This is a genomic window from Enterobacter sp. CPE_E863 (genome assembly GCF_046521465.1).
Classification (GTDB): domain Bacteria; phylum Pseudomonadota; class Gammaproteobacteria; order Enterobacterales; family Enterobacteriaceae; genus Enterobacter; species Enterobacter adelaidei.
Map to the genome: position 1 here is coordinate 3,245,323 of NZ_JBKFZX010000001.1, position 14,070 is coordinate 3,259,392.

The 14,070-nt window shown below is 54.0% G+C and carries 16 protein-coding genes; 7 read left to right on the plus strand and 9 right to left on the minus strand.

Annotation, left to right across the window (positions count from 1 at the left end; translation table 11 throughout):
• Window positions 1–73 precede the first annotated feature (73 nt).
• Window positions 74–133 (minus strand): protein YpfM, encoded by a 60-nt coding sequence (ypfM, locus tag ACLHV8_RS16010; protein WP_015572204.1) that lies wholly within the window; start codon window positions 131–133, stop codon window positions 74–76.
• A gap of 387 nt (window positions 134–520) precedes the next feature.
• Between ypfM and ACLHV8_RS16015 the strand changes: the two genes are divergently transcribed.
• Genes ACLHV8_RS16015 through ACLHV8_RS16025 form a run of 3 tightly spaced genes read left to right on the plus strand, consistent with a single transcriptional unit; the run spans window position 521 to window position 2,231 of the window.
• On the plus strand, window positions 521–871 hold the full coding sequence (locus tag ACLHV8_RS16015) for an ArsC family reductase (protein WP_049007813.1): 351 nt from the start codon (window positions 521–523) through the stop codon (window positions 869–871).
• Between the two features lie 10 nt (window positions 872–881).
• A complete protein-coding gene (dapE, locus tag ACLHV8_RS16020; RefSeq protein ID WP_028016140.1) occupies window positions 882–2,009 on the plus strand; it encodes a succinyl-diaminopimelate desuccinylase in 1,128 nt (375 codons plus the stop codon).
• 24 nt (window positions 2,010–2,033) lie between these two features.
• Window positions 2,034–2,231, plus strand: a complete 198-nt coding sequence (locus tag ACLHV8_RS16025; RefSeq protein WP_014171111.1) for a YpfN family protein — start codon at window positions 2,034–2,036, stop codon at window positions 2,229–2,231.
• 38 nt (window positions 2,232–2,269) lie between these two features.
• Here ACLHV8_RS16025 and ypfH read toward each other — a convergent pair whose 3' ends face one another.
• From ypfH to dapA, 6 genes are all read right to left on the minus strand, one after another.
• Window positions 2,270–2,965: an esterase gene (ypfH, locus tag ACLHV8_RS16030; RefSeq protein WP_208594494.1), complete on the minus strand. Its 696-nt coding sequence runs from the start codon at window positions 2,963–2,965 to the stop codon at window positions 2,270–2,272.
• A gap of 73 nt (window positions 2,966–3,038) precedes the next feature.
• Window positions 3,039–4,985, minus strand: a complete 1,947-nt coding sequence (locus ACLHV8_RS16035; protein ID WP_208594493.1) for a tRNA(Met) cytidine acetyltransferase TmcA — start codon at window positions 4,983–4,985, stop codon at window positions 3,039–3,041.
• The gene (locus ACLHV8_RS16040; protein ID WP_049007811.1) at window positions 4,985–5,854 is read right to left on the minus strand and encodes a neutral zinc metallopeptidase; all 870 of its coding nucleotides are present in this window, start codon (window positions 5,852–5,854) and stop codon (window positions 4,985–4,987) included. Before ACLHV8_RS16040 ends, ACLHV8_RS16035 begins: the two co-directional genes overlap by 1 nt.
• 120 nt (window positions 5,855–5,974) lie before the next feature.
• On the minus strand, window positions 5,975–6,688 hold the full coding sequence (gene purC, locus ACLHV8_RS16045; RefSeq protein ID WP_014071282.1) for a phosphoribosylaminoimidazolesuccinocarboxamide synthase: 714 nt from the start codon (window positions 6,686–6,688) through the stop codon (window positions 5,975–5,977).
• Between the two features lie 109 nt (window positions 6,689–6,797).
• Window positions 6,798–7,832, minus strand: coding sequence for an outer membrane protein assembly factor BamC (gene bamC / locus ACLHV8_RS16050; RefSeq protein ID WP_028016136.1), 1,035 nt, complete (start codon window positions 7,830–7,832; stop codon window positions 6,798–6,800).
• Window positions 7,833–7,848: 16 nt separating this feature from the next.
• Entirely contained in the window at window positions 7,849–8,727 is an 879-nt protein-coding gene (dapA, locus tag ACLHV8_RS16055) for a 4-hydroxy-tetrahydrodipicolinate synthase (RefSeq protein WP_049007810.1), read from the minus strand.
• 145 nt (window positions 8,728–8,872) lie between these two features.
• Between dapA and ACLHV8_RS16060 the strand changes: the two genes are divergently transcribed.
• Window positions 8,873–9,442 (plus strand): glycine cleavage system transcriptional repressor, encoded by a 570-nt coding sequence (locus tag ACLHV8_RS16060; RefSeq protein ID WP_028016134.1) that lies wholly within the window; start codon window positions 8,873–8,875, stop codon window positions 9,440–9,442.
• Complete coding sequence (bcp, locus tag ACLHV8_RS16065) at window positions 9,442–9,912, plus strand: thioredoxin-dependent thiol peroxidase (RefSeq protein WP_014171119.1); 471 nt, start codon at window positions 9,442–9,444, stop codon at window positions 9,910–9,912. Before ACLHV8_RS16060 ends, bcp begins: the two co-directional genes overlap by 1 nt.
• A 95-nt stretch (window positions 9,913–10,007) precedes the next feature.
• On the opposite strand, the gene ACLHV8_RS16070 is transcribed toward bcp, so the two are convergent.
• Window positions 10,008–11,072, minus strand: coding sequence for an AI-2E family transporter (locus ACLHV8_RS16070; protein ID WP_028016133.1), 1,065 nt, complete (start codon window positions 11,070–11,072; stop codon window positions 10,008–10,010).
• Window positions 11,073–11,293: 221 nt separating this feature from the next.
• Here ACLHV8_RS16070 and bepA point away from each other — a divergent pair, with 221 nt between their 5' ends.
• Both bepA and arsC read left to right on the plus strand, forming a co-directional pair.
• Window positions 11,294–12,757: a beta-barrel assembly-enhancing protease gene (gene bepA / locus ACLHV8_RS16075; protein ID WP_028016132.1), complete on the plus strand. Its 1,464-nt coding sequence runs from the start codon at window positions 11,294–11,296 to the stop codon at window positions 12,755–12,757.
• 18 nt (window positions 12,758–12,775) lie between these two features.
• On the plus strand, window positions 12,776–13,132 hold the full coding sequence (arsC, locus tag ACLHV8_RS16080) for an arsenate reductase (glutaredoxin) (protein ID WP_208594492.1): 357 nt from the start codon (window positions 12,776–12,778) through the stop codon (window positions 13,130–13,132).
• Here arsC and ACLHV8_RS16085 read toward each other — a convergent pair.
• Window positions 13,129–13,953 carry an XRE family transcriptional regulator gene (locus tag ACLHV8_RS16085; RefSeq protein WP_208594491.1) on the minus strand — a complete coding sequence of 275 codons (825 nt, stop codon included), beginning with the start codon at window positions 13,951–13,953 and terminating at the stop codon, window positions 13,129–13,131. The genes arsC and ACLHV8_RS16085 overlap by 4 nt on opposite strands.
• Between the last annotated feature and the right edge of the window lie 117 nt (window positions 13,954–14,070).

A 14,070-nucleotide genomic window follows, 5' to 3' on the forward strand; every position in this document is an offset into this window, starting at 1 on the left:
CTTTTTATTGTGTGATTAATTCACACTATGATTATTTTACTTATTTAAGTGCTCTTGCAATTCTTACTGAATGTCATTTACGAAGCATGCCTTCGATAAAATCTTTCCAGTTCCCCAGTTCACGTTCAATCATAACAACCTCTCTTATTATTATGCGCATTCTACGAAAACGTATCATCATTGTGAAGACTATTTAACCAATTGCTGTGATTATACCCCGCCACTGTCAGAGAATTATGATAAATATGAACGGAGAACTTTAAATTTTTTGTGACGGCAAGCAATATTTAGAAATAACCATACGAGCAGGTGAGTTTTATTTTACTTACTGAGTTTATTGGCAATTTAAACCTTATGGACATCTATGCTTAAATGTTGAAAGAATATTCAGCGTACAAGTGTGAGTTGAATTAAGATGATGAGTAAATTAAGACAATTCTTGAATGTGTTATATTCTGCTTAAGGATATATCTTCGAATTTATTGAACGTTTTATCACCACAGGAACAAAAGGATTCACCATGGTTGTGATGTACGGCATTAAAAACTGTGACACCATCAAAAAAGCCCGCCGCTGGCTGGACGCGAACAACGTGGAGTACCGCTTCCATGATTACCGCGCCGATGGGCTTGATGCAGAATTTCTGCATAACGCCATCAAAGAACTGGGATGGGAAGCCCTGCTGAATACACGCGGCACCACCTGGCGTAAACTGGATGAATCTCTGCGCGCCAGCATCAATAACGCCGACAGCGCGGCAAAACTGATGCTCGAGATGCCGGCAATTATCAAACGCCCATTGCTCTGCGCGCCCGGGCAGCCTATGCTGCTGGGTTTCAGTGAAACCCTTTATTCCGACTTTTTTCGTTGAGGTGTAGTTTATGTCATGCCCGGTCATTGAGCTGACTCAGCAGCTTATTCGCCGTCCTTCCCTTAGCCCGGACGACGCAGGTTGTCAGGCATTAATGATTGAGCGCCTGCGTGCCATCGGTTTTACCGTCGAACGCATGGATTTTGGCGATACCCAGAACTTCTGGGCGTGGCGTGGTCAGGGCGAAACTCTGGCCTTTGCCGGGCATACTGATGTCGTTCCCGCAGGTGATGCGGATCGCTGGATTAACCCGCCGTTTGAACCGACCATCCGCGATGGCATGCTGTTTGGTCGCGGTGCGGCAGACATGAAAGGCTCTCTGGCGGCGATGGTCGTGGCAGCAGAGCGTTTTGTTGCCCAGCATCCGAACCATAAAAACCGTCTCGCATTTTTAATCACCTCAGATGAAGAGGCCAGTGCCCATAACGGTACCGTGAAGGTTGTTGAAGCACTGATGGCGCGAAACGAGCGTCTCGACTACTGTCTGGTCGGAGAGCCGTCCAGTACTGAAGTGGTGGGTGATGTCGTCAAAAATGGTCGCCGTGGCTCGCTGACCTGTAACCTGACCATTCACGGGGTTCAGGGGCATGTTGCATATCCGCATCTGGCCGATAACCCGGTCCATCGCGCTGCGCCGATGCTGAACGAACTGGTGGCGATTGAGTGGGACAAAGGCAATGAGTTCTTCCCACCGACCAGTATGCAGATTGCAAATGTCAAAGCCGGGACCGGCAGCAACAACGTGATCCCGGGTGATTTCTTCGTCCAGTTTAACTTCCGCTTCAGCACTGAACTGACCGATGAGATGATCAAAGCGCGTGTTGTCGCCCTGCTTGAGAAATATAACCTGCGCTACACCGTGGACTGGTGGCTTTCCGGTCAGCCGTTCCTGACGCAGCGTGGCAAACTGGTGGATGCGGTAGTGAACGCCATCGAGCACTATAATGAAATTAAGCCACAGCTGCTGACGACGGGTGGCACCTCTGACGGACGCTTTATCGCCCGCATGGGCGCCCAGGTTGTCGAACTGGGGCCAGTGAACGCGACCATTCATAAAATCAATGAGTGTGTGAATGCCGCAGATTTGCAACTGCTGGCCCGTATGTATCAACGCATTATGGAGCAACTCGTCGCCTGACGAACGCTCTGAGAGGAATAGCGAATGGATTGGCTTTCAAAATACTGGTGGATTTTGGTGTTAGTTTTTCTGGTTGGCGTGTTGCTTAACGTGATTAAAGATCTTAAGCGCGTTGACCATAAAAAATTTCTCGCTAACAAGCCGGATCTGCCACCACACCGTGATTTTAACGACAAGTGGGACGATGACGACGACTGGCCGAAGAAGGACCAGAAGAAGTAATCAGTCTGGATCCCCTCTCCTGAGGAGAGGGGATGACCTCACATAAACTCTACAATATCATTGTCATCCGGCTTACCGCCGCTGAGCGCTTCATCAAAATAGTGCTTCGGTACGGTATAGCGCAGATGGTCGAGCGCAAATTGTATACTGCGATCGTCAATGGCATGCCCCAAATCGTCAACGATATCCAGCGTCACATCCCCACCTTCGCGAATCAGCGCTTCCTGGGCGGCAACTGCATGCGAGAGCTCAATCACACGGTCTTCACCACCGTGGATCAGGTGGATCGTCGTCTGCGTGGTGGCGATCGTCGGTAACGTCGCAAAACGACCGTTAAATGCAATGACGCGTGACACCAGACCCGGTTGCACTTTTACGCTTTCCAGCGACATGATTGATCCCTGCGAGAAGCCAATCAACGCGGTGGCGTCAGCCCCCACGCCGCTCTGCTGCTGCCAGTAGCGCACGATATCAATAAACGCTGGCATGACGGCGTCAATACGAGCCTGACGATTCTCTTCCGTCACGCCCTGCACAGAGAACCACTGCCGACCGTTCGGGCCACATGGCTCTATGCCACCGATGCTGATAATCAAGGCATCCGGAAAAACAGGCGCAAACCAGCTGCCAATCTGGCCCATGTTGACGGCATTATCACCAACACCATGAAACAGCAGCAGTAACTGTTTAGCCGGTTTGTCAGGGCTTTGAACAACAAAATGGTCGTGTTTCATGGTGATCTCCTTAATAGATGACCTGGATTCTACGCCTCCCGGCGGGAATGACCATGCCACTTTACTGAAGAAGTCATTGAAAAAATTGCCATTGCAAAATAGCGTTTTTCAGCTGCTGACAGCGCGCTTTATCCAGACTTTCAAGCGCTTGCGCTGTTTCGCTGCGGAGCTTTGCCAGCAACGCTTTTCGCCCGAGGTCATCCGCTTTCCCTGCCATCTTATCGCGCAGTGCCGGGAGAGGCGTGTCCACACTCAGCAGCAGACGCGTTAGCGCAGCGACGGAGGTTGAAAATGCCCGGTGCGCAAAGGCAAACCCGGCCAGCTCAAGCCAGTCGTCATTATTAAGGGTAGCTTCCCAGCCATCGTCCACCGGGATCTTTTCACCGTTCCAGGCCGATAACACCCGCGCATCGCGCTTCAGACGCAGTTGCGCCTGCTCACACAACTGATGCCCCACCTTGCTCAGCGGCAGCAGCGCCATTGCGGTAAAACAGCCACTGCTGGCTTCACGATGGCTACCCATCCGCACCAGCACAAAACCGCATTGCTGCCAGAAATGCCAAAGCTCATCGGTATAGCCAAAACTCACCGACAGATAATCCTCACCGCTGGCGTTGCGAATCAGCGCCTGACCGATGCCCTCCCGCTGACGATAAGGGTGTACAGCAATACGAGTCACCCGTCTGCCTTTGAGCGTCGCCGCCAGTGGCGATCCGCCATGGGCTGCCAGAGACTGTGCCACCAGGTTCCCACGAGGACGCCGATACCCCGCCCAGACGGCGCGGCTAAGCTCGGGTGATAACCCGCCTTCATCCACCAGCCAGAGCGCTCCGGCGATATCAGAGTCTGTCTGGGCGACGGCAAAATGCTGCCCGGGAGCGTCCATCATGCGGCGTAAATCAAGCGGTGAGGTGCGATAGTGAGCCGCACAGAGTAGCTCGTAAACGCCTGTCGCAAGTGCCGGTTGGCGTTCCCATGCCTCCGGTTCCAGAGAGGTCAAACGCACCTCGCCTTCCGGGCGGCGACCGAGAAGCGTATCGTCAAAAAGCAGTGCGCTGGCGACGACCCGCTCAAGCGGGCAGCCCGCGGCCCAGCGAATCGGTACCGATAAGCTGAAACGCTGCAATCCGGTAAACCGGGCACAGAATTTTAATAAGAACCCTCTCCCCGTCCCCTCATAACCCTGAACCGTCGTGGTCAACAGCACGCGAGGAAACCGCAATACCAACTTTTCAAGTAGCGGGCCGGGGATCGCAGCGGCTTCATCGACAATTAACCAGTCAGCCTGCAATGAGGAGGCCAGAAGCGCATCCGGGGCCATAAAATTGAAATGCTCTCCTGCAAAACGGGCAATAACATCCGTCGCCCCCTTCGCTGGGGCGGTGACCACAGCGCTGCCCGCAATGCGATTCAGCAACATTCCCGCCAGGGCTGACTTTCCGCGCCCGCGCGCGGCGGTGACGGCCACGATGCCAGGCGACATCCCCTCAAGCACATTGAGGATCTCAGCCTGCTCGCGTTGCGGTCCCCCGCTGGCAGGCAGCCAGTCGGGTGCGTCGGGAAAAGGAGGAAGCGAAAAAGGGTGCCCCTGAAGCCACACAATCGCATCGGGATCGGCGGCAACGGTCCGGCAAAAATGGCGGACAAAATGCGGAGTAGCTATCGCTTCGGCGCTGTCGCTCCAGCGCAGGGAATCCTGATCGGGATGTTCAGCCCAGTGCGCGAGCGGCGGAACACGCAGCACCAGAAGACTTCCGGCGCTCAGCGTTCCGCTCAGGGCGGCAAAAGCGGCGACATCAAACCCGGCGCTGGCGTCAAAGACAGCATGCCGGAACTCGCGTCCCAGCAGGCTACTGATGGCTTTTGATGGCTGTTCGTCCAGCCACACCCAGTCTCCAGGTAACGTCTCTCGCAGAGCCGCAGCCTGCGATAATGTCCATTGCTCATCACCGCTCAGCACCACCAGCCGACGTTGACCAGTGCGCTCAAGCTCGCCGATCAGCTGTTCAAACGACGCCATTACATCGCTTTGCCGAAGGTATTACACTGCGCCGGATCGCCGCTGTCGAAACCGCGTTTAAACCAGCTGTAACGTTGTTGCGATGTACCGTGAGTGAAACTGTCCGGCACCACGCGCCCCTGGCTCTGTTGCTGAAGACGGTCATCGCCGATAGCCTGCGCGGCGTTCAGCGCCTCTTCAAGATCGCCGGACTCCAGAACACCCTGCTGCTGCATGCTGTGGCCCCAGACGCCGGCAAAGCAGTCCGCCTGAAGCTCCATTTTTACCGAAAGGCGGTTAACTTCAGCCTGCGAAGCATTTTGCTGAAGCTGACGCACTTTTGGCTCAATCCCCAGCAGCTTTTGCACGTGATGGCCGACCTCATGCGCAATCACGTAGCCCTGGGCAAAATCACCGTCAGCGCCAAGCTTGCGCTTCATGTCATCGTAAAAAGAGAGATCGATATAAACTGTGCCATCTGCCGGGCAGTAGAACGGCCCCATCACAGATTGACCGGTACCGCATCCGGTGCGGGTTGCACCGCGGTACATCACCAGCTTCGGTTGCTGGTAGGAACGCCCCATCTTCTCGAACAACTGACCCCAGGTGTCTTCTGTTGTGGCGAGGATAACAGAGGTAAATTTGGCCGCTTCATCTTCATTTGGGCTGATGGAGCGCTGAGAATGTTGCTGCTGTTGCAACGGCTGACCAGTCATCAAACCGGTGAGATCGACCCCGTAATACCCCGCGACCAGCACCACAATCAGCAGAATGATCCCACCCTTCCCGCTGGGTAACCGGAAGCCGGGCCCGCCCATGGAAGGACCGCCACCGCCATCACTGCGTCTGTCTTCTACATTGTCACTTTCACGACGCCCTTGCCAGCGCATAACCACCTCGAACTATTCCATTAATAATAGCTATGATCGTAGGCGGTTAACGGCAAGATTACCATAGGAAACAAAGGTAAGACGCCAAAGGATGCGAACATCCTTTGGCAACTGAGGGAGTTAGTCGAGCTTAACGCCTAAACGGTGAGCAACGGCTTCGTACGCTTCAATCAGGCCACCCAGGCTCTGACGGAAACGGTCTTTGTCCATTTTATCCAGAGTTTCTTTATCCCACAGACGGCTGCCGTCTGGTGAGAATTCGTCGCCCAGGACAACTTCACCTTTGAACAGGCCAAACTCCAGCTTGAAGTCAACGAGGATCAGGCCCGCGTCATCAAACAGTTTTTTCAGCACGTCGTTGGCTTTGTAGGTCAGCTCTTTCATACGCGCCAGGTTCTCTTTATTCACCCAGCCGAAGGTTTCGCAGTAAGAATCATTGACCATCGGATCGTGCATGGCATCATTTTTCAGGAACAGGTCGAACAGCGGTGGATTCAGCTCGATACCTTCTTCAATGCCCAGACGCTTCACCAGGGAGCCCGCGGCACGGTTACGAACGACGCACTCAACCGGAACCATATCCAGCTTTTTCACCAGACATTCCGTATCGGACAGCAACGCTTCCATCTGAGTCGGGATACCCGCTTCGGCCAGCTTAGTCATAATGAAGTGGTTGAACTTGTTGTTCACCATGCCTTTACGATCGAACTGCTCAATGCGTGCGCCATCCCCTGCTGACGTATCATTGCGGAACTCGAGCACCAACAGATCCGGGTTTTCCGTGCTGTATACGGTCTTCGCTTTGCCACGATACAACTCAGCTTGCTTCTGCATCTTCATTACTCCTGGTGTGATGATTTGTGTTCAAAACTGGGGATATTATGCCACGCACACGTTTGCGTAGCACTAAAATAAAAAGGGCTGGATTAACCAGCCCTCATATTTATTTGCTGAATGCCGCCTGGAAGACAGCGACCAGCGCATCGTTCTGCGACTGGGTCAGCGTGTGACCTTTCGGATCGATAAACTGCAGACTACTGCGGTTATCAAGGTCGCCTACCTGAATCTTGTAGTCACCGGAGGCAAGCTGAGGATCTTTAGCGCCCAGTTCCTGCCACGCGCTGTCAGACAGCGGCTTATACGTTGCCGTGATGCTGCCGGTTGAACGCGTGCTGTCGGTCACTTTCATGCCCACTTTTTCCAGCGTCGCTGGCAGGCGCTGCCAGGTCTGGTTAAACGGTGCACGAACGACCAGCATTGGCAGACCGGTATCATCCGCACCGCTCTGAACGTCGAACGTCACGCCGTTGCGGCTCTGCGCTGCGTTGGCGGCATCAGTCGCGGTCTTATCCAGACCCGCAGCAATCACGTTCAGCATTTCGGTGCTGTAACGCTGCAGGGAGGATGCATCTGCAACCGGTTTGCCCGCCTGTTCCAGGTTCAACAGCTTAACGTTAACCGCCTGCTGATAACCTTGTGGTTTAACGGAGACTTGATAGCGACCACGGTACTGCTGATCTTCATCCAGACGGTTCCATTCGATCCAGTCGGTGGTTAACGTCTGGCTGGCGTCATCACGTTTATCAATGGTGTAGTTCTTCGACTGAATGACGCTCACCACCTGCGGCCACAGGGTGCTACCGCGCGCGCTCTCAACCATCAGAGACGCCGTATCACCCGTGAACTGAGTACGCGCCCCGTTTACCAGCGCCAGAGGCTGTGCTGGTGGACGAATATCAAGCGCTTTACCGACCAGGCCGCTGCCGTTGGTCACGGGGATATTATAATCGCCGTTTTGAATCGGCAGGATCATACCAGCCGGTGCGTGAAGTTCAGCAAGCGGGGTCGCATCCAGATAGGATTCATCACCGCTCACCTGGCGCTTGTAGCGCGAGTCTGAACTACAGGCAGCGAGCAGCATAACAAGCGAAACACTCGCAACCTTCGCCAGGCGCGACTTCTGTACTGAATAAGCCATCAAATCTCCCTAAACTTTACAGCAAACCGGCATGCTTCAGCGCTGCCTTAACGATTTCACGACCGTGGTCGGTAATCGGTGTCATTGGCAGACGCAGCGTATCGGTTGCTACAAGTCCCAACTCCTTACATGCCCATTTCACAGGGATCGGATTGGGTTCGACAAATAATTTATTGTGCAACGGCATCAGACGCTGATTAATGACACGCGCTTCATCAAAGTGACCCGCTGCTGCCAGTTTGCACATTTCAGCCATATCGCGCGCCGCAACGTTTGCCGTTACGGAGATCACGCCATGACCACCGAGCTGCATAAAGTCCAGCGCGGTCGCATCATCACCACTCAACAGGATAAAGTCGTCTGAAACCAGCTCTTTGATCTGATGAACGCGGCTTAAGTTCCCTGTCGCCTCTTTAATACCGATAATATTTTTTACTTCCGCGAGACGACCGACGGTTTCCGGCAGCATATCGCAGCCAGTACGGGACGGTACATTATACAGAATTTGTGGCAAGTCAGTATGTTCAGCGATGGCTTTGAAGTGCTGGAACAAACCTTCCTGAGTAGGACGGTTGTAGTAAGGGGTTACCGTCAGACAGCCCACAATGCCGCTGTCATTAAAACGTTTGGTCAGACTGATAGCTTCTGCGGTTGCATTAGCTCCTGTCCCCGCGATGACAGGAATACGTCCGTCAGCCAGCTCCAGGGTCAGCATGACCACATCGCCGTGCTCTTCGTGGCTCAGCGTTGCAGATTCACCGGTAGTCCCTACCGAAACGATCGCCGAGGTTCCATTGGCGACATGGTAATCAATCAGCTTCTTCATGCTTGACCGGCAGACATTACCTTTTTCATCCATCGGTGTTACAAGCGCGACAATACTTCCCGTGAACATGAGCCATCCTCTGTGCGAACAAGAGTCTCAATGGTACGTTTGGAACTGTAATAAAAGCAAGCGACCTGAGGCCCTCAGGCGGTTGTATGCATGTTTTTTTTATGCTTTCCTTAGGAAGACTTAACCATGCAAAGGAAGAACAGGTTTGACAACCTCATCACAACATTACCTGGTTATCACTGCGCTGGGTGCCGACAGGCCGGGTATCGTGAACACCATCACCCGTCACGTGAGCAGTTGCGGCTGTAATATCGAAGACAGCCGCCTGGCGATGCTGGGCGAAGAGTTCACGTTTATTATGCTGCTGTCCGGAACATGGAATGCGATTACGCTTATCGAATCTACCCTGCCACTGAAAGGTGCGGAGCTGGATTTGCTGATCGTGATGAAACGTACCACCGCGCGCCCGCGTCCGGCCATGCCGGCGACCGTCTGGGTGCAGGTTGAAGTCCCTGATTCCCCCCATCTGATTGAGCGCTTTACCGCGCTGTTTGACAGCCATCAGATGAACATCGCTGAGCTCGTTTCCCGTACACAACCGGGCGACGAAAGCGCCGTTCCCACGCTCTTTATTCAAATTACCGCACACAGCCCTGCCTCACAGGATGCGTCAAATATCGAGCAAGCGTTCAAAGCCCTCTGTACAGAATTAAACGCGCAGGGCAGTATAAGCGTCGTCAATTATTCGCAGCACGAACAGGATGGAGTTGAGTAATGAATCCACTGAAAGCCGGTGATATCGCACCGAAATTTAGCTTACCGGATCAAGACGGCGAGCAAGTAAATTTGACCGACTTCCAGGGACAGCGTGTTCTGGTCTATTTCTACCCGAAAGCCATGACCCCCGGCTGCACCGTACAGGCCTGCGGCTTACGCGACAACATGGACGAGTTGAAAAAAGTCGGCGTGGAAGTGCTGGGCATCAGCACCGATAAACCAGAAAAACTGTCACGATTTGCCGAGAAAGAGCTGCTGAACTTCACGCTGCTTTCTGACGAAGACCATCAGGTGTGCGAGCAGTTCGGCGTCTGGGGCGAGAAGACATTTATGGGTAAAACCTACGACGGCATTCACCGCATCAGCTTCCTGATTGACGCTGACGGTAAAGTTGAACATGTGTTTGATGACTTCAAAACCAGCAATCACCACGATGTGGTATTGAACTGGCTGAAACAAAGTGCCTGATAAACAGCAAAACGGCAACCCAGGTTGCCGTTTTTAGTGTTTACGCCCTCTCCCGTGGGAGAGGGTCGGGGTGAGGCCATCAGGCCGCACAAAAACTACTTGTCTTCTACCGCCGGCACATCCGGCCAGGCGTGAACCACGGCCTTAATCAGTGTTGCCAGCGGAATGGCAAAGAACACGCCCCAGAATCCCCACAACCCACCAAAAATCACCACGGATAAGATAATCACCAGCGGATGCAGGTTCACCGCCTCTGAGAACAGTACCGGCACCAGCAGATTACCGTCCAGCCCCTGAATAATCAGATACACCGCGAAGCAGCTCCAGAACTCAGTTCCGAGGCCAAACTGGAACAGCGCGACGCCCACAACCGGAATGGTCACCACAAACGCACCGATATACGGAATAAGGACTGAGAGGCCCACCAGCACCGCCAGCAGCAGCGAGTAGTTCAGGCCGAAGATCAGGAAACCAATCCACGTCGCGACCCCGACCACAATCATCTCCAGCACTTTGCCGCGAATGTAGTTGGTGATCTGCTGGTTCATCTCTTCCCAGACCTGCCCTGCCAGCCCGCGATTACGCGGCAAAATGCGCCTGACGGCGTTCAGCATCTGCTCTTTATCTTTGACCAGGAAGAACACCATTAGCGGGACGAGCACGAGGTAAACCGCCAGCGTCAGCAGGCCGACCAGGGAGGCCAGAGAGTATTTCACCACCGAATCGCCCATGGTCATGATGCGGGCGCGCATATTTTCGGCCATCGCGTCGATAATCCCGGCATCCATCAGGGCTGGATAGCGACGCGGTAGCGTGGCGGCAAAATCAGAAAGTTTATTCAACATGCCCGGCATATCGCGGATCAGGTTAATTCCCTGCTGCCAGGCAACCGGCATGACAACAAACGCCATCAGCAGCAGAATGCCGACAAACAACACCAGTACGATACTGGTCGCCCAGCGACGGGAACAGCCGATATGTTCCAGCCGTGCCGTTGGCCATTCCAACAGATACGCCAGCACAATCGCCACCAGCAGGGGGGCGAGAAGACCGCTGAAGAAGAACAGAATGCCAAATCCGGCGACCAGAATAACCAACAAAGCAATGGCTTCCGGGTCGCTGAACCGACGCCGATACCACTGCATTAACATTTCGAGCATACAACCCTTCCCTGAATCGAATGGCGGGAGTGAGAATGTGAATTGTATCTAACTGTCACAAAAAAGACTTTCGCTTTTTGTCTCTCTGTCACGAATCGCAAAAGCCTGATGAATGGGATTTTCTTCATGCTGCAACACGGCTACACTCGCAAGGCAACAGAGATGAACGATATGCCGGTTCATCGGTCAAATTAGCACAACCAACATACAGGACCGTGGTTATGTTCAGGCAGTTGAAAAAAACACTGGTTGCGACACTGATTGCCGCATTGACGGTCGGTCAGGTGTTGCCCGCTTTTGCCGACTCGTCCGATTCATTGCCGGACATGGGCACCACAGCAGGAAGCACGCTCTCCATTGGGCAAGAGATGCAAATGGGCGATTACTACGTTCGCCAGTTGCGCGGTAGCGCCCCCCTCATCAATGACCCGTTACTTGTTCAGTACATCAACGGTCTGGGGATGCGTCTTGTTGCGCATGCCGACTCGGTAAAAACGCCCTTTCACTTCTACTTAATCAATAATGACGAAATCAACGCCTTCGCCTTCTTTGGCGGCAACGTGGTGCTGCATTCGGCATTATTCCGTTACTCCGATAACGAAAGTCAGCTGGCTTCCGTTATGGCGCACGAAATTTCGCACGTCACCCAGCGCCACCTGGCGCGAGCGATGGAAGACCAGAAACGTAACGCCCCGCTGACCTGGGTTGGAGCGCTGGGTTCTATTTTGCTGGCAATGGCCAGCCCGCAGGCCGGGATGGCGGCATTAACCGGTACTCTGGCGGGAACGCGGCAGGGGATGATTAGCTTTACACAACAAAACGAACAGGAAGCGGACCGCATCGGGATTCAGGTGCTGCAACGTTCTGGCTTTGACCCTCAGGCCATGCCGAGCTTCCTGGAAAAACTGCTCGATCAGGCGCGTTATTCTTCCCGTCCACCAGAAATTCTGCTCACCCACCCCTTACCGGAAAGTCGCCTGTCAGATGCGCGTAACCGTGCCAACCAGATGCGCCCGGTCGTGGTCCAGTCGTCGCAGGATTTCTACATGGCGAAAGTGAGAACGCTGGGGATGTACAATTCCGGGCGCAACCAGCTCACCAGCGATCTGCTGGACTCCCTGGCGAAAGGCAACGTGCGAGAAAAGAATGCCGCGCAGTATGGTCAGGCACTACAGGCGATGGAAGCCAGCAAATACGACGAGGCGCGTAAAGCGCTGCAACCCCTTCTGGCCGCCGACCCGAATAACCCGTGGTATCTCGATCTCTCGACGGATATCGATCTGGGGCAGAAGAAAACCACCGATGCCATTAATCGCCTGAAAGGGGCGAAGGACGTCCGTACCAACCCGGTGCTGCAGCTTAACCTGGCGAACGCTTACTTACAGGGTGGTCAACCTGCTGAAGCGGCGACCATTCTGAACCGCTATACCTTTAATAATAAAGACGACCAAAACGGCTGGGATCTGCTCGCTCAGGCGGAAGCCCAACTGGGCAACCGCGATCAGGAGCTGGCGGCGCGTGCCGAAGGCTTTGCCCTGGTGGGACGCCTCGACCAGGCTATTTCTGCACTCAGCAGCGCCAGCGCGCAGGTCAAACTCGGCAGCCTCCAGCAGGCCCGTTACGACGCGCGTATCGATCAGCTTCGCGGCCTGCAACAGCGCTTCAAGCCGTACGAGAAGATGTAATAAAGGAGAATTCACGTCATGACAGACGCCGTAAAAATTTACCACAATCCGCGCTGCTCCAAGAGCCGCGATACCCTGAGCCTGCTGAAGTCTAACGGTATTGACCCGAAAGTGGTGCTCTATCTCGAAACACCACCGGACGCGCAGACGATCCGCCAACTGTTGCACATGCTGGGTATGGGAAGTGCAAGAGAGCTGATGCGCCAGAAAGAAGACTTGTACAAGTCGCTCAATCTGGATGACACCCGTCTCACTGAGGCCGAGCTTGTGCAGGCTATGGTTGAAAATCCTAAGCTGATCGAGCGCCCGATAGTCGTGGCAAACGGCCACGCACGCATTGGACGCCCGCCGGAAGACGTACTCGATATCCTCTAATCCCCCCGCCGCAGCGCGTTCAAAAACGCCTGCGGCGTACTGTCTCCCAGCTTTTTCTGCGCTTTACCCTGGTTATAAAATTCGCACAGCTGAATGAGCAACTCTCCGGCAGGTACATTTTTCACGCGCGGGATAATGTCCTGTAAAGGTGCTGCGACCTGTACAGCGCTGTGTTTTTGCGCATGCACTTTTACGGCGATATCTTGTCCCGGCAGCGTTATGTCAAAACCAAAAGTCTCAATAGATTGTATAAGCGCCGGACACGCTTCAAGTACCGCCTGAACCCAGCGGGTCAGGAGCTGAGGTGATACGCCTGCGTAAAGCCGGGCAAAACACCAGCCGCTCACCGGCTCACGTGCCCACAGCAGGTGTTGCTCCCCACCATCGTCCATATGCAGCGACAAAGGCAGATGATGTAACTCCAGCTGATGCGGCACGATGCCAGCTTTCAGCGCCTTTTTACCCTGCAACGGTGCCCCCTTCTGTGTTGCCGAGGCGGGCTTCAGATAACGGTTCAGGGTCGCTCTGGAAACGGGGATCCCCAGAACGTCATTCACCAGAAGCAGCAACTCATCCAGCGGTGCGCCCAGTATGTCACGCAGCGTATTGACCAGAGTCACCTGCTCTTGTCTCATCGCTTTGTGTATCACTTTTGGCGTCGTATGCTTATCAGAAACCTGTTCGCGATTGCGCCAGCGCCTGACGGTTGTCACCGAGATCCCAAGCTCAACCGCAAGCTCTCTGTCGCTTTTATCAGACTGCTGGAGGTAGCGACGAATACGTGGTGTCGTCGTGGCATTGGCGTGCAGTTTAATTTCCATCGCAAAGCTCCATGAAACTAATCTCATAAGACTTATATAACATCAACGAATGCTTTGTGACCGATTTCACCTTTCGTTCGCCACGCTTCACTGATAATCCACACACATAACATAAAC